Below are 19,553 nucleotides of genomic sequence, written 5' to 3'. Positions count from 1 at the left end.
CAGCTTTCAGATTTCAGCTATCAGCCTACCAGGATTGGCGCTCCCACGACCACAAGCCGTGGGATTCCCAGTTCAGCTAGTTCACTAGTTCACTAGTTATAGGTTGTTCGCGTAACCTTCAACTCGTCTCGTGCATTGCCTTAGCCAGTTCTGCTGCCACTTCAGGTCTGGAAAATTCCGGTGGTGGTAACTCTCCCTGGCGCAGCATTTTCCGTACCTTAGTACCAGATAAATGAATCCTCTGCTCTGGTGTACTTGGACTAGTCTTGGCTGTAGCCATACCCTGGGTGCGAGTGCAGTAGAAAGCGTGCTCAAACTTCATCGGCATGATCCCCAACTCACCTGGCTCAAACTCACCAAAAATGTGTTGGGCATCATAGGTGCCATAATAGTCTCCCACACCAGCGTGATCCCGTCCTACAATAAAATGGGTACAGCCGTAATTCTTCCGTACCAAAGCATGGAAAATTGCTTCTCGCGGGCCAGCATAACGCATGGCAGCAGGGTTAATTGCTAGAATCACTCGGTCATTGGGAAAATAATTCTCCAACATGATTTCATAGCAACGCATCCGTACATCTGCTGGGATGTCGTCACTTTTAGTAGCACCTACTAAGGGATGAAGAAACAAACCGTCTACGGTTTCTAGAGCACATTTGATGATATATTCATGAGCCCGATGAATGGGATTACGGGTTTGGAAACCCACCACTGTTTTCCAACCCCGTTCCGAGAACATGGCTCTCGATTTTTCTGGATCGATTTGGTAGGCGGGAAACTGGGGATGGGGTAACCGTTCTAGTAACCATACCGAACCAGCTAAATTAATCTCTCCCTGCTCATACACGACTTTCACACCAGGATGCTTGTCTTCATCAGTGCGGTAAACTTGCACTGCTTCATGGGTTTTGTCGTAAGAATATTTTTCTGTCAGTTCTAATACACCAATAAACTGACCACTGGTATCATCCAAACGGACTAACCCCCCCTCTTGCAGAGGAGCAGCTACTTCAGAGGTAACCGAGAGGGTGATTGGAACTGACCACGGTAGGTTATTGGCGAGACGCATCCGGTCTACCACTGATTCGTAGTCTTCTTTGGTCATGAAGCCAGTCAGGGGACTAAAGCCACCGATAGCAATCATTTCCAGGTCGCTGACAGCCCGTTTATCTAGTGTGACTCTGGGCAGAAATTCAGCTTTCTCCAAAAATTCCTGCCGTTGTTCGGGTGTAGCAACACGGTTGACCAGTTGACCACCGTGAGCTGGGATAGTTTGTGAAGGATGGCTTAACACCGGGCTTTGCATACTCTAGGAATAATAGTTAGATTCTACAATTGTCTCAAGAATTGTCTCAATATACGACTCCCACTCCAAAGCGTGTAACTGGGGTGCTTTAGTTAACGTATAAAGATTTTGCTTCAAGTACTAGAAATATAATTTAACTCTTCCAGTTTTTTGATAACTTTGTCCACACTTTCTGATAATTCTTCTTTGTCAGTGCGACATTCTACCTCTGGATTTAATGGTGGCTCATAGGGGTCATCAATACCAGTAAAACTCTTAATTTCGCCAGCACGAGCTCGTTTGTAAAGTCCTTTGACATCTCGGTCTTCGCAAACGTTTAGGGGAGCATTAACATAAACTTCTACAAAGTCACCAATCCGTTGCTTAACCTCCTCTCGAATTTCGCTGTAAGGGGAGATCGCGGATACCAAGACAATAACTCCATTGCGGGTTAAAAGATGGGCAACAAAGCCAATTCGGCGAATATTTGTATCCCGGTCTTCTTTACTAAATCCGAGTCCTTTGGTTAAGTTCTGACGGACGATATCCCCATCCAAAACTTCCAGCTTGCATCCTTTAGCGTTTAGTTTTTCTTCTAATGCCTTAGTAATAGTGGTCTTTCCAGCACCACTAAGACCAGTTAACCATACTGTAACACCACGATGTTCCATGAACTCTATTTACCTCCTAGATTTTTTGTTGACATGACGTGGATTTGGTGTGGACAGGCTATTGGTATTTCACCTGAACACCAAATTCAACGTCCTATTCGTAAGTCCTATTGCCTTTAGTCTCGGCTCATTTATAACAGATGCCGCCCTTCGGTGGGATGCTTTTGATATCCCCCAGCTTAACTTAGTAGAACGAGGTATAACGAGTCGGATTACGCTCGAATTATTTTCTTTAACATCCCCCCTATAATGGATTACCCTGATGGCAATTTAATGGGGATTTTTGCCCTTTTTCAATACTAACCTTTTCAAGGTTACTGAACCAGATTAACCCATCTGCCCTAAGTATTGCTCATAACCTAACTCATCGAGCAATGCTTGCTTTTCCATCACTGATTCCGCTAAATTCTGGCGATACTGCTGCACTCTCTCTAGTAATTCCGGCTGATGAGTGCCCAAAATCTGCACTGCTAACAATCCTGCATTCTTGGAATTACCAATTGCTACAGTAGCGACGGGAATTCCTCCAGGCATTTGAACAATGGAGTATAGGGAATCAATACCCTTCATTTGACGACTAGACACTGGGACCCCAATCACAGGCAAGGGTGTTAGAGCCGCCACCATCCCAGGCAGATGAGCTGCTCCCCCAGCACCAGCGATAATAACTTTGAGTCCACGCTTGTGAGCGTCTTTGGCATAATTTACCATCCGTTCGGGGGTGCGGTGGGCTGACACAATCGCTACTTCCCAAGGAACACCAAAGTCTTCACATACTGCGATCGCATTTTGCATGGTGGGCAAATCGGAATCGCTGCCCATAATAATCCCAATTAACGGTTGGTTATTGGTCATGAATCATGTTTGATGGTAGATGAATTAGACTTCGCCACATTCCCTAATGACTCTAGATATTATCAATGCTCGTGTCCCCAGTTACGAGGGTTTACAGAATATTCACATTAATGATCATGGAATTATTGAAGCGATAGGCGTTGCCGCGCCAAAGGCGATGGGCAAAGCCCCGCTTTCAGCGATCGCACCCAAGCTAGAAACTCTTCCTAACCAGGCTATCCTTGACGTTGCTGGGGATTGGGTCTCCCTAGGGGGTGTGGATTTGCAGATTAATGGGGGGCTAGGCTTAGCCTTCACCGATGTGGATTTTCACCACATCCCTTTACTCCAGGACATTTGTCAATTCCTTTGGCATCATGGTGTGGATCAGTTTTTACCCACTCTGGTGACTACTTCTGTAGAGAAGATTCAGCGTACCCTTTCTGTCTTTGCTGAATTTATCCCTTCCCAACCTTACCAGACCCCAAGCGCTCGCATCTTGGGTGTTCATCTAGAAGGGCCTTTTCTCAATCCCCAAAAACGGGGAGCTCATCCTGTTGAGTATCTATTACCACTTACTATTGAAAATGTCAAAGAAGTTTTGGGAGACTATGGTGATCTGGTCAAAATTATTACCATAGCGCCAGAATTAGATAGCATTGGTGAGGTGATTCCGTATTTGCGATCGCGCAACATAATCGTTAGTCTTGGTCACTCCCAAGCCACAGCAGAGCAAGCCCAAAGCGCCTTTGAACGTGGGGCATCCATGGTAACCCATGCCTTTAATGCTATGCCAGGACTCCATCACCGCAAACCAGGATTACTGGGAGCTGCCCTAGTTACTCCCGGTGTCCAGTGTGGACTAATTGCCGATGGTCAGCACGTCTGTTCCACCATGATCCAACTGCTCCTCCGTGCTGGGGGTTATCAACAAGGGATTTTTCTAGTTAGCGATGCCCTAGCACCAATAGGATTACCCGATGGCCTCTATCCCTGGGACACCCGCCAGATACACGTCAAAAACGGGACAGCACGGCTACCAGATGGGACATTATCTGGGACAACCTTGCCCTTATTGGTAGGGGTAGAGAATTTAGTCCAGTGGGGTATTTGTAGCGTTGAGAATGGCATTGCCCTCGCAACGGTTTCCCCTCGCCAAGCCATCGGTTTACCAACCCTCAACATTGGTCAACCAGCTCAGTTATTACGCTGGCATCTGGATGAGGAAACATCAAAGCTGAGTTGGCAGCGTTTGTCAGATTATAGGAGTTCTCAATTGGTTGGGGTACAAAGTTCTGGGTTTTAGGGAGCAGGGAGCAGGGAGCAGGGAGCAGGGAAGAAAATTTAAATGTACCTTACGCTTACTACGAAACTCTATAGACTTCTCCGAGAAGTCGGGAATAGGGGGAAGAGTGTGTTAGATAGGGTAAGCGTGGTAAGCCTGGTAAACGTAGTAGATTTTTAGTAAGGGTAATCATAGCGTTAATCATACTCATGAGATACAGTCAATTTTCTTACCCCTACTCCCTACTCCCTACTCCCTACTCCCTACTCCCTAGAGGTAAATTAATAAAACTTAAAAAATCAAGTCAACGGAGAAGCCTAATTGAGTAGTACGCTGTAGAACTAGAGCGTAAGGTAAATTTTTTTATGGCAGAACTAAAACGTGGTGCAAAAGTTCGGATTAAAAGAAAAGAATCCTACTGGTATAACGATGTAGGAACTGTGGCTAGTGTAGACAAAAGTGGTATCAAATACCCAGTGATTGTCCGCTTTGATAAGGTCAACTATACTGGCTACAGCGGTAGCCCCACTGGGGTGAACACCAATAACTTTGCACCGAGTGAAGTGGAAGTAGTTGGTTAACCTAACCAGACTCAGGAATTTGAGTTCCTGGTGTCTGTAGAGTGCTAAATTAACACTCAGCACTCACCATTGATCAACTAAAGCACTCAATCGTGCCGGAACTACCAGAAGTTGAAACAATTCGCCTGGGTCTAAATCAAGTGACTACAGGCCAGGAAATTCAGGGTGGAGAGGTGTTACTATCGCGCACCATCGCCCACCCTATTTCTCCGAAAGATTTTTTAGCCCAACTCAAAACTGTCACCATTAGTGATTGGCATCGACGGGGCAAATACTTACTCGCTAAACTAACCAAGTCAAATACTGATCAAGCCGGTTGGTTAGGTGTTCACCTCCGGATGACTGGTCAACTGCTATGGCTAAGTCAAGACCAGCCTCACCCAAAACACACGCGAGTGCGATTGTTTTTCCCAAACAACCAGGAGTTAAGGTTTATCGACCAGCGAACCTTTGGTCGAATGTGGTGGATTCCGCCATCCCAATTACCAGAAACCATTATCACTGGTCTAAAGCAACTCGGACCAGAACCGTTTTCCCAGGAATTTTCTACAGATTACCTAGTCAGTAAGCTCCATAACCGCCAGCGTGCGATTAAAACCGCCTTGCTCGATCAATCCCTGGTAGCAGGAATAGGTAATATCTATGCCGATGAAGCATTATTCTTGAGTGGTATTCGACCAGAAACCCTTTGTAAAGATTTGGGGTTAGAGCAGATCGAAAAGCTGAGCATCGCGATTATCCAAGTATTGGAAAAAGCTATTGAGTGTGGTGGTACCACGTTTAGTGATTTTATCAACGTCCAGGGAGTCAATGGCAACTATAAGGGGATTGCCTGGGTTTATGGTCGCACCGGAGAACCCTGTCGTATCTGTAGCACCCCCATCCAGCGAACCAAATTAGTCGGTCGCTCCGCTCACTTTTGTCCGAACTGTCAGCGTTGATCAGGCTGGGAAGTGTCGGAAGTGTCGGAAGTGTCGGAAGTGTCGGGATTTCTATTCCCGATTCCCGATTCCCGATTCCCGATTCCCGATTCCCGATTTCTCATTCCCCCGATAGAATAGAAGAGGAAAGACAAAAGAGATTTTATGGCTGGGAAAATTAAAAAGGGAGTATTGGTTCGGGCTATCCAAGCCCAGTTAGAGGGTAGCCTGGAAGCCAAAGCAAGTGACCCCCGCTTTCCCCCTTATCTGTTTGAAACTGATGGGGAAATTGTTGATATAAAGGGGGATTATGCCCTAGTAAAATTTGGTAGGGTACCCACCCCCAACATTTGGTTACGTATTGATCAGTTGGAAATCTCGTCTTAAAGATTAGGGAGTAGGGAACGCGCACCGTAGGGATTAGGGAGATGGAGAGAATTATTCCGAAAAATATTGTATAATTAAATACATATTTATAATTCTAAGTAACGAAATTACATACTCGCCCCAATTTTCACAAACCTACCCTTGTGAGCTGTGGCACCCATAGCCCCCTAAATCCCTCAAATTTGGGGGAGTTCCAGCAAAAGCGATTGGCCGTAGGCCACGCTAGGCGAACGCATTTCCATTCACCCCTTCCGATCATGGTACCTTATCCCAACTCCCCAATTGCTTGCCACGACAACCGTGTATCCGTAATCGGTGGTGGTAGAGTAGGGAGCACTCTTGTCCAACGGATTGCTGAGAAAAATCTGGCCGATGTCGTACTCCTGGATATTAAACCAGGTATGCCCCAAGGCATTGCTCTCGATTTAATGGAGGCCAGGGGGATTGAAGGTCACGATTGCCAAATTATCGGAACTAATGACTATGCTGATACTGCTGGTTCTGATGTGGTGGTGATTACGGCAGGAAGTCCCCGGAAACCAGGCATGAGTAGGGATGACCTGCTACAGATCAATTCCAAAATTGTGGTGGAAGCGGCTAAAAATGCGATCGCGAAATCCCCAGATGCCATGGTAATCGTGGTCACCAATCCCCTCGATGTGATGACCTACCTAGCCTGGCAAGCTACTGACTTACCACCCCATCGGGTCATGGGCATGGCAGGGGTGTTGGATTCTACCCGATTCCGCACATTCATTGCCATGGAAAATGGTGTATCCGTTGCGGATGTGAATGCTGTAGTGCTCGGGGGCCATGGGGACTTAATGGTGCCACTACCACGCTACTCGACCGTTAGTGGTGTTCCCATCACCGAACTGATGACACCAGACCGGATAGAAGCCCTGATTGAACGGACTCGTCGAGGCGGAGCAGAAATTGTAGAACTGATGCGCACAGGCAGTGCTTATTTTGCCCCAGCATCCTCCGCCTGTTTGATGGTACAAGCAATTTTACACAACCAATCCCGCCAAATCACCGCAGCTGCATACCTTCAGGGTGAATATGATTTGGAAGATATTTTTATAGGGGTACCCACCCGATTGGGGTGTCGAGGCATCGAAAAAATTTTGGAATTAAAGTTGACAGATTATGAACTGTCCTCCCTGAAGATATCTGCTGAATCAGTTCGTGACAATATTAAAAAGGCACAAGAGATGCTGGGTCATTAAGAGAGTGTGGGGAGTGTGGGGAGTGTGGGAAGTGTGGGAAGTGTGGGAAGTGTGGGAAGATGGGGAGACGGGGAGATGGGGAGATGGGGAGATGGGGAGATGGGAAGCTTGGGGAGTTAGTGGAGTAACCAATTATCTGGATTGATAATCATCTTGACTAATCCACTAAGAATTTGATTGTAATTTCCGTAGAGTTCTCTGACTTCTTCGACGGTGAGATACTGGCACTTCACTGCAAAGGTTAACCAAACTTGAGTCTCTGCTGCCTCTGCCTCACAATCATTCAGTTTAGCTACAAAAGCGGCTTTATATCTCCGTTTTCTCCAAGCTTCTGCGAGATTAGCACAGACTGAGCGAGAGGAACGACGAATTTGATCAGTTAATGAATATTTTTCTTCAACTGGGAACTTTTTAGAATGTTCAAAAATTAGCATCGCTGTCTCAAATGCCAATTGATAAATAACCAAATCTTCATGAGTTCTAAAATACTTTTTCCCTTTTTCGTTTTCTGCTCCTATCTTTCCCATCTTCTTTAATTGTGTTCGCGTAGCGGCTCTAAAAGAGCATCGCTCTCCTTTCCTCTCCATCTTCCCACACTCCCCTATCTGATGACCACTAACTTCCCACCCCTCCCACACTCCCCACACCTCCCACACTCCCCACACTTCCCACACTCCCCACACCCAGCGTTATAGATTATCAATTACTGGCGGCTATTATGTCTAATACCTTAAAACCTGGAGCAATTATCAAAGACCGCTATAAAATCTTAGGGGACTTAGGTCAAGGAACCTTTGGACAGACCTATCTCGCTGAAGATGCTAATCGCTATCAAGAGCGTTGTGTACTTAAAGAATTTGCTCCCCAACTTCAAAACAAACATGAATTACAAAAAGCTCAAGAATTATTTGAGCGAGAAGCTGGCATGTTATACCAGCTCAGACATAACCAAATTCCTTGTTTTCGAGAGTTACTTAGAACCAGTATCGGTCGTAAAAATTATCTATTTTTAGTACAAGACTATGTCGAAGGGTTCAGCTATCACCAGCTTTTAGTCCAAGGTCAAAACTTTAGGGAAGCAGATGTGATTAAACTGCTCCAAGACATCTTGCCAGTTTTAGATTATATTCACTCTAAGCAGATCATTCATCGGGATATTTCTCCGGATAATCTGATTAAACGGAATTCTGACGGCAAGCCAGTATTAATTGACTTTGGTTGTGTCAAAGAAATGGTAACCACTGCGATTGTCCAATCAACCGGACAGGTGATTGGCACTCAAGTGGGCAAACGGGGTTACTCCCCAGATGAACAGTTACGATATGGCAAAGCTGATGGCACTAGCGACCTTTACGCTTTAGCGGTAACTGCTTTAGTCTTGCTAACTGGTAAACAGCCTCTAGACCTTTATGATAGTTATCACGCTACTTGGCTTTGGCAAGAGATAAAGGTTAGCTCCCGCTTGAAATCAGTGTTGGCTAAAATGCTGGCTAATCTTCCTAAACAACGGTATCAGTCAGCCCAAGAGGTCAGTGAAGCGCTCTTAACCGTAATTCCCCAGCCGGTAAGTAGCCAGCAGCCAACTAAGCTACCAAATAATATACCAAATAAACAACCAAATAATCTACCAAATAAACAACCAAATAAACAACCAAATACACTATTTACCCAGATCGCTACTTTAGTTGCTGCGCCTGGTCAAACCATTAAAACAACCTTCACTGCTGTGCTCAATCGCAAACAGCAATCCACTAACCGTGAACTCAAGTTTTTTGGTCTTTCTATGTCCATTGCTTTACTAGTAGTGTTTGGAACGGTAGCAGTAGCCAGAGGAGGGTTTCCTACACCAAAATTCCCGAAAATATCCTGGTCTTTGCCCTCTATACCATCATTACCTTCTCAACCATCTGTGAGTAACACTGAGCAGCAACGGCAAAAGCAAATATATCAGCGTTGCCTAGATTTGAACATTGATCCAGGGACATTTTATCAGAAAGTTGATCAATTTTTTTATAGTACATATCCCCAATTAAAAGGAAAGACTCTTTCTGATAAAGAACAGGATGTTCAATTCCGGCAAGCTTGGTATCAAATTGCTGAAGAGTTACTGGATAATTTGGAACAGGAGGCTTATTTGATAAATTAGATGTTTTGGTTGCTTCATTATCTTCTAAATCTACTTGGCTGGTGGGCAGTGCTTCATACCAATTAAAAAGCTGATCCGGTACGAAGGTAAGCACTGCCCACCCTACATCTAGCACATTTAACTCTGATTAATATAACAGCAGATGTGGGGCTTCTTTTGCCGGAAGCTAATCACCAATCACTTATCTTCAACCTTAAAGTTAAGTCGATAATTAATCGGTTTAGAAGCTTGAGAAACTACCACAAATTCATAGAAGCCAGATGCTGGTAGCTCCCCGCTCCACTCCCGTTCGGTTGAGTCTTCTAATAGGGGGGTTGTCTTACGGCTTGGAGCATAAACGGAAAACAAGGCATTTACATCGGTAGCCAGTCTCACTTCCATGACTTGACCAGCAGAAAGTTCAGCAGTAAACGCTTGCCCGTCTCCTGGCTGGAGGGTTCCATTGACTTGTTGAACTCCGCCAGCAGCAAACTGAATGCGCTGTAGGGATTTTCCTGATGTCAACGCTTGGATCGTATCCCCAACAATCCCTCGCCACACCTGACCAATAGACTTATTGATAAACTCCTGACCCCGCTGATCGGGAAACTTATGAAAGAATTTAGAATCTGCAATATCATAAGCTGCACGGCTAGAAAGGCGCACCTTATTCACTTCCTGCTTCCAGCCATTTAAATCTGCTTTCCCATAGCTTCCCAACCTTCTCCGTGCTGTCCGACTCAAATTGAGCAACTCAATCCGGGTCAATAGCTCAAATGCCAGTTTATCCCACTCTTCTCTTAAGGGAGCATCCTGTGATCCATTGCCTAGCTGTCGTTTTTGTTGATTTGGGTACTTGTCCCAAAACGCCTCATTGACCAAGTCAATGTAGAACTTTTCGTTAATCTCCAAATTGGCACGACGCTGATCTAGCAATTTCTTGCGGTTTTCTTCGTCCTTGGTAAACCAGTCGGGTGGCTTTATGTCCGGTTGATCGATGGGTGATTCCGTTGGTGAAGGTTCCGACTGAGGTCTTCTGAATGTAAACCACCAATTGGTTGCCCAGAAGGTAAAGCCAAATACAGCAGCAGCTAAGACAGATACCAAAACCACCTTGCCAAGCCAGTCTAAAAGGGTATTATTGCTAGCACCGGTTAATGGTCTTCCGGTAGCTGGCCTTGCTGGCTGGTTAACCGCTACTGGCTTTGAACCAGGGGCAACTGCTAAGGTCGGTTTAGTCTGAGGGGGTGATGGAGCTGATTGCGGGTCACTGGTAAATTGAAGGTGAGTGGTGAGGTCTCGCAGCACTTCTTTGGCATTTTGGTACCGTTCTCCTGGTCTCGGTTGAAGCATTTTATCCAGGATACGACCTAGGGTAGAGCTAAGGCTGATTTCTCGTTGCCAGTTCCAGGTCAGGGTATTGGGGTCAATTATCTGCTGGGGTTCCTGACCAGTCACTAATACTAAGATAGTTGCCCCTAGAGCATAGAGGTCACTGTGGGGAAACACACTTCCTCCTTGCATCTGCTCTGGGGGAGCATAGCCAACTTTACCCAACCGAGTGATGATCGGCTTATTTTGACCAGCAACCTTTGACCCTAGGAACTTCGATGCCACATTTGCTGCTACCTCCTTGACACCGCCAAAGTCAATCAGCACTGGTAAACCATCGGTACTGCGCAAAATCAGATTATCGGGAGAGATATCCCGATGAATCACCCTCATGAAATGGATATATTCCAACACTGGCAGGATTTGGATCAGCAGTTGAGTCACTTCTGCTTCACTAAACCGGAGTCCCTGAGGTCGGCGAGCCTCCAGTAGAGCACGGTAGGTTTGCCCCTCCACATAGTCCTGAACCAACAACAGGGTGCCTTTGTCCTGTTGTTGTACCTGAAACAACTCACGAAATTGAGGAATTTGAGGGTGTTGCAATCGATAAAGAACTCCCGCTTCCCGCTCAAATAGTTCTTCTGCTTTTTGTAAGGCGTGGTTACCTTGAACTTGGGGAGCAAATTCTTTTAGCACACAAGGTTCATTAAAGCGGTTAAGGTCTTGAGCTAAATAGGTGCGTCCAAAGCCTCCGTGTCCCAACTCCCGGACGATGCGGTAGCGACCACCCAGAATCTTCCCAGTTTCAAAGGTTTTGGCTAAGGATGGCAGCATCTCGCCACAAACCCGGCAAAACTTATTGTCATTGGGATTCTCATGTCCTTTACTACAATAGAGGGGCGTCATGGGATTTTAGATTTTGGATGTTGGATGTTAGATTTTTCCCCAGGGCTTGGTCCGGGAGACTTGACACAGTGTGTGCTGATTGCTCGACCTGTTGACTCAGTAGTTGACTAAGCATAGGTATATCAGCTACTGTGCTATATATATAAAGATATATAGCATTTCTAAAATAGGTGATATATATTTTGGATTTTAATTTTGGATTTTAGTGAATAGGCAACAGGCAACAGGCAACAGGTAAAAAACCTTGTGTACCTCATTGCTATGAGAACCGCTATATCTCAGTATATATATAACTACTCATTCCTCTTGAAGCGTTCCGCAACCTATTTGCTGAAATATGTCATCGACGTATAACCCGGTTTTCGCGGAGGTATAATAACTCGCTATCACTTGGTCTTCCTGCGCAGTTTTTTTCTCTAACATTTGTTTCAATTGCTCCAGTTTTTCTTGATCAACTAAGTCGGATTTATTTAAGGCAGTAATAATCACCCCTTTGGGATTGATGGATAAAAACAGATTGATATGATGAACAATGTGCTCAATGGTTTCCATGCGAGTTACATCAGCAACAATAATTGCACCCTGAGCTCCTTTTAAATAAGTTGGTGAAATTCCCTTAAATTTAGTATGACCTTCTAAATCCCAAATCATCAATTTTAGATTCAGCAGTTCTGATCGGGTGTCATCCTTAAATTTTATGATTTTGCGGGAAATTTTCACTCCGACTGTTGAAAGATATTGGTCACTAAACACACCCTCCACAAATCGGCGGATTAGGCTAGTTTTGCCCACACCAAAGTCTCCAACTAGGCAAATTTTTCGATCAATAGTGGACATTGTTACTGATTGCTGACAACTGGTTTGAACTCTCGGGGATTGTAAACAGTTGTTACAAGATGGGCGTGGAGCCAAATCTGAACAGGTTTACGGTATGATTTATTCAGCGGACTTGAATACCTATTGCTCACCGACCGTATGTTCCCAGACAGCAGTATAGTTTTAGCATTAGTGATCTATTGCAGTAGTTGGCTCACCTCCTGATTCCAGATTTAATAAACAAAGAAATAAAGTCCATAACTTGTTGTTATCTCCTGGCTAAACCAAAGGCGCTTTCCATAAAGGCGCTTTCAATTGGATTTCTCGGTAAACTGATCAAATACGACACATCGATTTAACCACAGCGGTTGACTAGCATCAACATCTGGCGGTCGTTTGGCAAGGCCACGCACTTGCAGCCGATTGGGATGAATGCCTTGCTGAACAAGCACATCTTTTACCGTTTGGGCTCGTTGTTGTGCTATTGGCTGATTTTCGGTAAGTTTATCCCTAGGATCGGCGTAGCCGATTATCCTCAGGTGCTTTTGAGGATAGCGCTCCAAGAATTCCTTAATTAATCGGATTTTAGTGCCTATATCCTCTGGTTTCAACTGGGCTGAACCAAGATCAAAGTAGATCCGGCTGTTAAGGTCTAATCCTTGGAGTTGTAAATTGTTCTCGAACGACTTGACACCAGGAATGTTCTCAAAGGCTTGGATAATCTTAGGAAAATCCTGAGCATAAAGTACTGCTCCGTTTACTGTCACCCTGCCTTGTGTATAGTAGGCTAAAATTGCTACCCCATCCATTTGATTCAAGGTGTTGCTCACCCGTTCGACTTGAGCTTTGGTTAACTGTTCAGTATAGGGGAGTTCGATCACCTCAATTTGATTATCCAACTCTAATTTAGGAACCGCAGCTTTGGCAATTTGCTCGACGTTTGAGCGCAGAGCCTGATTCGGTAGCTGTCCAGCTAGCTTAAGTCTCTTGGCCTTGGCTTTAACTGTTAAACCATAATCAGCCACTTCTGGGGCATAATAGGCCAGGGCAAGTTGAGTTTTTTGCTCAATGCGGCGGTTTATTCTAGCCCTATGCTGATAAATTCCCCCAAATACAGCGATTAAACCCAGAAGCCCCAAGCCAACCACCAATAAGCCTGGCGGTTTCTTGCCTTTTTTCCGATTTTCCTGAGTATCACGACGCCCTTGATTAAGGGATTGATCTAATAAATTTTGTAAAATTCCCTTGACTACCACCGGGATAGTTGTACTATCTCCATCAAAAGACCTGATCGGTTTACCATAATGGGTAATAATAGTTTTTAGGCTTTCCCGCAACTCATGAATGAATTGTTGGGTGGGTTCCCCTTGAACTACCACCGCCAGATAGCAATATCCCGCTACTTCGAGTATGATCTTGGATGTGCCATAGTCAATAGCATCGATTTCTGCCACATCCCCAGACTGAGCAATACAGTCATTGACAAAGCTGCGGATAGCGGTGAGCATCCCTGCTACCATATCTGACTCTAGATGCTGCTGGTCAGAGGGTTGTACCTCAGCAATCACTAAACCAGAGTCTTTATGAATCAAAAAGATAGCTCGCGCCTGAAACGGCATCACCTCCCGAAACAGTAGTTCCGCTTCAGAAACCCCCTGCACCTTAGCGCGAATCTTGCGCATCATGCCTTCAATGCTGAGGGCATTTTCCAGCTTCTCATTGATAGCTCGGATTTCTTCTGCTAAGTATTTGGAAATGGTACTGCCAATGACCGGATACAGAGCATTTACCATGGCCTCTGGCTTAATTCTAATCTGTTCCCGGATAGCTACTGCCATTTCTGGTGCGATCGTAAACCCAACTTCCTCTGGGCACTTGTCGATGCAGGAGGAAATGGTACTGCCAATGACCGGATACAGAGCATTTACCATGGCGTCTGGCTTAATTCTAATCTGTTCCCGGATAGCTACTGCCATTTCTGGTGCGATCGCTTTTCCAATCGCTTCTCGCTCAAGTGTAATCTGTTGCCGGATCGCTACTGCCATTTCTGGTGCGATCGCAAACCCAACTTCCTCTGGGCACTTCTCGATGCAGGAGGAAATAGCTATTGGAACTGCGGGAGCGATCGCTTCTCCCACAGGCTCTTTATCCTGTTGAGTTCTGTGGTCAATGACTTCCGCAATGATGGGGGTCAGGGAATCGGTCACCGAGGTACTGAACTGAGCTACCGTGAGATTCAGCAGCTTAGCCATCACTGGTAGCAATAGATTAATCAATTCTTGAGGTTGATCAATCATTTGCTCAAGCCTGCCTTGTCTTTGGGCTAGGGTTTCTATCTGGTCACGAAACTCTGACATTTCTGGAGATATCACCAGTTGTTGCAAAATCTCAGCCAAGGTGTCTAATTCCTCAGAGGTGTCCCGATCAGACTGTGATGGCAGGTCTTGGTTGGTTTCTGTGGCTTCGGATTGGACTAAATTCTCAGCTAATACTGGATCTTCGGGATTGTAAGGCATTTGCGGCAGATGCTCCTTTGGTATAGGAAGCTGTGGTGATGGGTTCTGATGGGGAAAAACTTTGACACCGAAGGATTGGGGTTGATCCCTTTCTTGAGCTGATGCTTCTTTCTCCTGAACCCCGTGGAGGCTACTACTGCCAAGGTAAGTTGGAGGTTCAATAGTTGGAACCTCAAGGTGACCGGATGAATCGGATTGTTCAATAGTGTCTCCGTGATCAGAGGTCATCCCTTGCTGCTCAGATTTAGGGTGTTGGCTAGGTTTATCCGTCTGATCAATAATCTTGAGGTCAACGAGTAAATTCAGTAAATCCTTCAACTCGTCTTCTTTACTCGAATTGACCTCAATTGATTCTGATATAGAATTTTCCGGCTGAGAGGCATCAGCCGGATTTTGGTTTGAAAATGCCACTGGTGGCTATCCGTTACTATTTAACCTTTTGCAAAAATTAGCGATGCGTGAGCATTGAGCCGCTACGCGAACGCACTTTGATTTAAAACTAATCTTAGCGATAAAATCAAGTTAATTTTTGTGGCTGGCATTGCAGGAGTGTGCCAAGTCTATTCCAATGTCTGAGTTTGCTTGATCAACTGGAGATGCTCGTCATCATTAGTAGCAGTTTCTGAGGTGACGGTACCATTATGACCTTTGGTCTGTGGTAACCCAGACAACCCATCACCAGCTTCTTTGAGTGCTGGAACCAATTCAGTCCCTTTGAGCCTCAAACCCAACTCTAACAACATGTCTCCGAGATCTTCTTTCGAGGCTTTGGCATCTTTGAGCTGTGCCAATTTAGTTTCCAGCTCTGCCAAGATCTGCTTTCTGAGATTCATGACATCTTGCTGATGCTGTTCTTTAGTTTCTGAAAGTTCCTTCTTTAGGGAGGTTGACTGATTGTATACTGTTTGATCGAGCACCTCAATACTCTTAGAAAACTTTTTGTTGAGCAGCTCAATCCGCTCCTGAATCTCATTCCTCTCTTCGGCTGCAGTTAAATTAAGATTACCTAGTTTTTTTTCGAGGGAATCTACAGCAGCAGCTATTTCTTTCGACAGAGTCGTTTTGATCTGCTCAACGCGATCGCGTATTTCCTGCTGCCACATGGATAAGTCAGACTCTATCTTCGTGAAGCGAGTATCATACTCTCGCAGCTTAGAGCCTATTATAATATCACGTATCTTTTCAAGGTTTCCCAGTCTTTCCCGCATTTCTGCTTTATTAATTCCATCCATGGCCATAAAACTCAAATAAACAATAAACAATGAACCATAAACAATTACCAGCTTGCCTTGAATTCAAGGAGCGATGCAGCGCGGTCTTGGGGAGCCAGTGCCGCCAAAGGGGGTTCCCCCCATGAGCAACTGGCGTGGTTTCCCCCACTCGCGCTTTGCATCAAGACAGCGTGCCATTTATCTTATCAATCAGATGCTTCTGTGAACCGGAACCCTTGTGTAACAAACATCTTGAACCGCATCACTAACCATACAAAATACCTAAAATCTATTACCATTAGCTTACAGCCAAGACTTTTAATAATCTGCACCAAGGATTTCGCCTTGACCGAGTAGGGGGTTCCTAAGCATATGCGGTACTATATATGCTTCTTGAGTGGCTATTGGCCAACGGCTGAATACTTACGGTTACTCTTCGCTTTCGATTTCGGCTAAAGATTTCCAGCCTGCTTGCCACAAGCCAGGATCTTTAAGCTGTTTAGCATTTAGCCAAAAACGGACATTCGGGTCACAAGAAGCTACCATTTCAGCAAACACCCACTTTCCTTGGTTTTTACGATTGACCACTTGGAAATGCCGCCAGCCCCAAGTTTTCTGTTTAGCTGTCCATTTGGAACCCACAAGATGAGGGAATTTTTGTTTTTGAGCCATTTCTTCTATGGTCTGATCATCAAGCTTGAGCGTGGTGAGTGCTAAGTGGGGAAAAAATTTTCGTTCTTTGCTGGTTATAGGTAGAAGATTGAGATTGTTATACCTCTCGCACTTCACTAGGTTTTTATACTTGACCCAAGGAGCGACTATCCCCGCGATTCTCCTTTGGAGAGACTACGTGAACGCATAATTCTTGATAAAAGTTTCTCTGGTTATACTCAAAACATATTACTCACACCACCAGACAGATAGTTTGAATCTGTTGGAGATCCACAAAGTCTATCTGGTTTTATTTTCCCACTGAGCACTCACAACTCAGCATTACGAAGAGAGTTTACGTCTTGCCAGTAGACGTGCGGCTAGGATACCGCCGATAAAACCAAATAAATGTCCTTGCCAAGATACATGGGGCTGTGAAGGTAAGACACCCCAAACTAAACCACCATAGAGGAAGCCGACTAGAATTGATAGAAAAATTGAGGGTAGGTTTCGTTCAAAGAAGCCTCTAAATAGCAGAAAACCTAGATAGCCAAAGATCAGCACACTTGCCCCAATGTGAACTGAATTGGGAGCGCCCAACAGCCAAACCCCAAGACCACCAACCAGCATTGTGATGGTGGTAACAACGAAAAAGTCGCTAGTTTCTTGCAACATTACAAACCAGCCTAGGACAAGAAAAGGTATAGTGTTGGAAATCAGATGAGAAAAACCACCGTGGAGAAAAGGGGCAAATAAAATACCCCGCAGCCCAATCGGGTTACGGGGGAGGATGCCATATAGATCAAGTTTGCTTCCAAAAATGAATATATCCACCAGCTCTACAATCCACATCAGAGCAACCCATCCACCGAGGATAATTGCCTGAGTTTGTAACTCACTGGTTATTGATTGTCTTTCCTGCCTAGTCATTGTGGATCAGTTTATCGTGAACAATAATATCGCGCACCAATAGACAAATAGCGACATTGGCGTACTTCGCAGGTCTTGAGCCATGTCTACACACTAACGTAATTGAATAATGACTAATAATTATAAATAGTTAGAGGGTCTATCGCCTCTGGGAGCTCAAATCCAAATACCCGGGAGTAAAAATACAATTCCCCTTCGAGAGTCCGCTTAATCGTTTCTGCTTTACGAAAACCGTGTTGCTCCCCTTCATAGGTGACATAGGCTACAGGTAACCCTTTAGCCTTCAAAGCTGCCACCATCATTTCTGCTTGGTTAGGAGGCACTACCTTGTCCTCTAGCCCCTGGAAGAAAATTACAGGACACGACAGTTGGTCTGTGAAATGAATAGGCGATCGCTGTTGATATAAATCTTTACGTTCTGGATAAGGACCGATCAAGCCATCTAGATACCGGGATTCAAATTTGTGGGTATCCTTGGCTAGTACCTCCAAATCACTGATACCGTAGTAGCTAGCGCCAGCTTTAAACACATCTCGGAATGTCAGAGCAGCTAGAGTTGTATAACCCCCAGCACTCCCCCCAGCAATGGCCAGTCGCTCACTATCAACTAGTCCTTGCTCAGCTAGGTATTGCGCGCCATTGGTGCAGTCATCAACATCCACAATCCCCCAGTTGTTTTGAAGGCGCTGACGATAATCCCGCCCATAGCCAGTACTGCCTCCATAGTTGACATCTAGCATGGCAAAACCACGAGAGGTCCAGTATTGGATTTTTAGATTAAAGGCACTAGAAGTGGCCGCCGTAGGTCCACCGTGGCTTTTGACAATTAGGGGTGGTTTTTCGGAGGTTGGTGCAGTGTAGTCTTTGTTTTGTGGTGGGTAGAAGAAACCATAGGCGGTCAGTCCATTAGTTGTCGGAAATGCGATCGCTTGAGGCCGCGATAGATAGCCAGTATCGATAGCTAACTCACTTGATTTCCTTAATACATTGATTTGTCCATTTGTCAAGTCCAACTGAACAATAGCGCTTGCTTCTGTTACGGAACCAGCGATAAAAACCGCTTGATTATCAGTTACCTTGAGGTCTGCAATACTGGTGTATGGTGTAGCAATGTCGGAGCGCTGCTTCGTTTTTAGGTCAATACTAGCTAAATGCCAGTTTCCTGCCTGAGTATAGGTACATATGATTCGATTGGCACCATCAAAGCCATAAGTAGACATACCAAAGACCCATTGGGGTAGTCCAAACTCGGCTTCCATTTCACACAGGGCTTCGATTTCCCCTTGGGTTGGTTGCCAGCGGTAGAGATTCCACCAATTATTGCGATCGCATACAAAGTAAAGGACACCATCTGGTGACCACTCTGGCTGAAATACCGACTCATCTACCCCACCAGCAATGGGCTCTGCAACACCTAGAGAACCATCGGTTAATATTGGAGCTACCCATAGTTGAGTACCATCCCAGGGCATATTGGGATGATTCCAGCTTAGCCACGCCACTTTAGAGCAATCTGGACTTAGGCGCGGCGAGGAGTAAAAGTCACAGCCAGAGGCTAGCACTTGAATATCTTCACCGTTTTCTAGGCTGATGCTAACCAAGGTATTGACTGGTTCCCCATCAACCATGTGGTTTTCTCCCACACAGATTATACGTCCTCGCTCCTGGTCAATTACCCCATCACCATAGCGCCAGTTACCTATAGGGGTTACGGGTTGGGGTTTGGAGTTTGGGCTTTGTTGGTACAGACGTTGGTCAGCAAAATTAGAGAAGTAAATTGTGCCATCCTTAACTGCAATTGCACCACCACCATACTCGTTAACCCGAGTCCGAGCATTGAAGGGCTCGGGAGTCATATCAACTCTTTTGCCATA

General features: G+C 45.3%; 20 protein-coding genes. 9 read left to right on the top strand and 11 right to left on the bottom strand.

Annotation, left to right across the window (positions count from 1 at the left end):
• Positions 1-118: 118 nt before the first annotated feature.
• The 3 genes from sat to purE all read right to left on the bottom strand — a co-directional run bounded on the left by sat (position 119) and on the right by purE (position 2,811).
• Positions 119-1,306: a sulfate adenylyltransferase gene (gene sat, locus F6K52_RS07890; RefSeq protein ID WP_293076128.1), complete on the bottom strand. Its 1,188-nt coding sequence runs from the start codon at positions 1,304-1,306 to the stop codon at positions 119-121.
• 113 nt (positions 1,307-1,419) lie between these two features.
• Positions 1,420-1,956: an adenylyl-sulfate kinase gene (cysC, locus tag F6K52_RS07885; RefSeq protein WP_293076126.1), complete on the bottom strand. Its 537-nt coding sequence runs from the start codon at positions 1,954-1,956 to the stop codon at positions 1,420-1,422.
• 327 nt (positions 1,957-2,283) lie between these two features.
• On the bottom strand, positions 2,284-2,811 hold the full coding sequence (gene purE, locus F6K52_RS07880) for a 5-(carboxyamino)imidazole ribonucleotide mutase (RefSeq protein WP_293076124.1): 528 nt from the start codon (positions 2,809-2,811) through the stop codon (positions 2,284-2,286).
• Between the two features lie 46 nt (positions 2,812-2,857).
• Between purE and nagA the strand changes: the two genes are divergently transcribed.
• From nagA to F6K52_RS07845, 7 genes are all read left to right on the top strand, one after another.
• Complete coding sequence (gene nagA / locus F6K52_RS07875; RefSeq protein WP_293076122.1) at positions 2,858-4,096, top strand: N-acetylglucosamine-6-phosphate deacetylase; 1,239 nt, start codon at positions 2,858-2,860, stop codon at positions 4,094-4,096.
• Between the two features lie 344 nt (positions 4,097-4,440).
• The gene (locus F6K52_RS07870; RefSeq protein WP_293076120.1) at positions 4,441-4,656 is read left to right on the top strand and encodes a photosystem I reaction center subunit IV; all 216 of its coding nucleotides are present in this window, start codon (positions 4,441-4,443) and stop codon (positions 4,654-4,656) included.
• 92 nt (positions 4,657-4,748) lie between these two features.
• Positions 4,749-5,597: a DNA-formamidopyrimidine glycosylase gene (locus F6K52_RS07865; RefSeq protein ID WP_293076118.1), complete on the top strand. Its 849-nt coding sequence runs from the start codon at positions 4,749-4,751 to the stop codon at positions 5,595-5,597.
• On the top strand, positions 5,594-5,758 hold the full coding sequence (locus F6K52_RS07860; RefSeq protein ID WP_293076115.1) for a hypothetical protein: 165 nt from the start codon (positions 5,594-5,596) through the stop codon (positions 5,756-5,758). The genes F6K52_RS07865 and F6K52_RS07860 overlap by 4 nt, the downstream gene beginning before the upstream one ends.
• Positions 5,742-5,963, top strand: coding sequence for an NAD(P)H-quinone oxidoreductase subunit O (locus F6K52_RS07855; RefSeq protein ID WP_075897190.1), 222 nt, complete (start codon positions 5,742-5,744; stop codon positions 5,961-5,963). The genes F6K52_RS07860 and F6K52_RS07855 overlap by 17 nt, the downstream gene beginning before the upstream one ends.
• Before the next feature lie 257 nt (positions 5,964-6,220).
• On the top strand, positions 6,221-7,192 hold the full coding sequence (mdh, locus tag F6K52_RS07850; RefSeq protein WP_293076113.1) for a malate dehydrogenase: 972 nt from the start codon (positions 6,221-6,223) through the stop codon (positions 7,190-7,192).
• A 13-nt stretch (positions 7,193-7,205) separates the two neighbouring features.
• Positions 7,206-7,337 carry a hypothetical protein gene (locus tag F6K52_RS07845; RefSeq protein ID WP_293076111.1) on the top strand — a complete coding sequence of 44 codons (132 nt, stop codon included), beginning with the start codon at positions 7,206-7,208 and terminating at the stop codon, positions 7,335-7,337.
• On the opposite strand, the gene F6K52_RS07840 is transcribed toward F6K52_RS07845, so the two are convergent.
• Positions 7,309-7,857 (bottom strand): four helix bundle protein, encoded by a 549-nt coding sequence (locus tag F6K52_RS07840; protein ID WP_293076109.1) that lies wholly within the window; start codon positions 7,855-7,857, stop codon positions 7,309-7,311. The genes F6K52_RS07845 and F6K52_RS07840 overlap by 29 nt on opposite strands.
• Before the next feature lie 53 nt (positions 7,858-7,910).
• On the opposite strand from F6K52_RS07840, the gene F6K52_RS07835 reads away from it, so the two are divergent.
• Positions 7,911-9,338, top strand: a complete 1,428-nt coding sequence (locus tag F6K52_RS07835; protein WP_293076107.1) for a serine/threonine-protein kinase — start codon at positions 7,911-7,913, stop codon at positions 9,336-9,338.
• 177 nt (positions 9,339-9,515) lie between these two features.
• On the opposite strand, the gene F6K52_RS07830 is transcribed toward F6K52_RS07835, so the two are convergent.
• The 4 genes from F6K52_RS07830 to F6K52_RS07815 all read right to left on the bottom strand — a co-directional run bounded on the left by F6K52_RS07830 (position 9,516) and on the right by F6K52_RS07815 (position 16,119).
• A complete protein-coding gene (locus tag F6K52_RS07830) occupies positions 9,516-11,555 on the bottom strand; it encodes a serine/threonine-protein kinase (RefSeq protein WP_293076105.1) in 2,040 nt (679 codons plus the stop codon).
• A 297-nt stretch (positions 11,556-11,852) separates the two neighbouring features.
• Entirely contained in the window at positions 11,853-12,392 is a 540-nt protein-coding gene (locus F6K52_RS07825) for a Rab family GTPase (protein WP_293076103.1), read from the bottom strand.
• A gap of 290 nt (positions 12,393-12,682) precedes the next feature.
• Complete coding sequence (locus tag F6K52_RS07820; RefSeq protein WP_293076101.1) at positions 12,683-15,298, bottom strand: OmpA family protein; 2,616 nt, start codon at positions 15,296-15,298, stop codon at positions 12,683-12,685.
• Positions 15,299-15,447: 149 nt separating this feature from the next.
• Positions 15,448-16,119 carry a hypothetical protein gene (locus tag F6K52_RS07815; protein WP_293076099.1) on the bottom strand — a complete coding sequence of 224 codons (672 nt, stop codon included), beginning with the start codon at positions 16,117-16,119 and terminating at the stop codon, positions 15,448-15,450.
• A 73-nt stretch (positions 16,120-16,192) separates the two neighbouring features.
• Between F6K52_RS07815 and F6K52_RS07810 the strand changes: the two genes are divergently transcribed.
• Complete coding sequence (locus tag F6K52_RS07810; protein ID WP_293076097.1) at positions 16,193-16,324, top strand: hypothetical protein; 132 nt, start codon at positions 16,193-16,195, stop codon at positions 16,322-16,324.
• Positions 16,325-16,527: 203 nt separating this feature from the next.
• On the opposite strand, the gene F6K52_RS07805 is transcribed toward F6K52_RS07810, so the two are convergent.
• The 3 genes from F6K52_RS07805 to F6K52_RS07795 form a co-directional block, all read right to left on the bottom strand.
• Positions 16,528-16,770: a TIGR02450 family Trp-rich protein gene (locus F6K52_RS07805; RefSeq protein ID WP_008181697.1), complete on the bottom strand. Its 243-nt coding sequence runs from the start codon at positions 16,768-16,770 to the stop codon at positions 16,528-16,530.
• Between the two features lie 321 nt (positions 16,771-17,091).
• Positions 17,092-17,679, bottom strand: coding sequence for a rhomboid family intramembrane serine protease (locus F6K52_RS07800; RefSeq protein WP_293076095.1), 588 nt, complete (start codon positions 17,677-17,679; stop codon positions 17,092-17,094).
• 113 nt (positions 17,680-17,792) lie between these two features.
• Positions 17,793-19,553, bottom strand: a 1,761-nt coding sequence (locus F6K52_RS07795) for a S9 family peptidase (protein ID WP_293076093.1), incomplete at its 5' end; no start/stop codon positions are given.

The organism is Moorena sp. SIO3H5 (assembly GCF_010692395.1).
Lineage (GTDB): Bacteria > Cyanobacteriota > Cyanobacteriia > Cyanobacteriales > Coleofasciculaceae > Moorena.
Note: the sequence above shows the minus strand (reverse complement) of the source record. Positions and strands in the feature narration are given on the sequence as shown.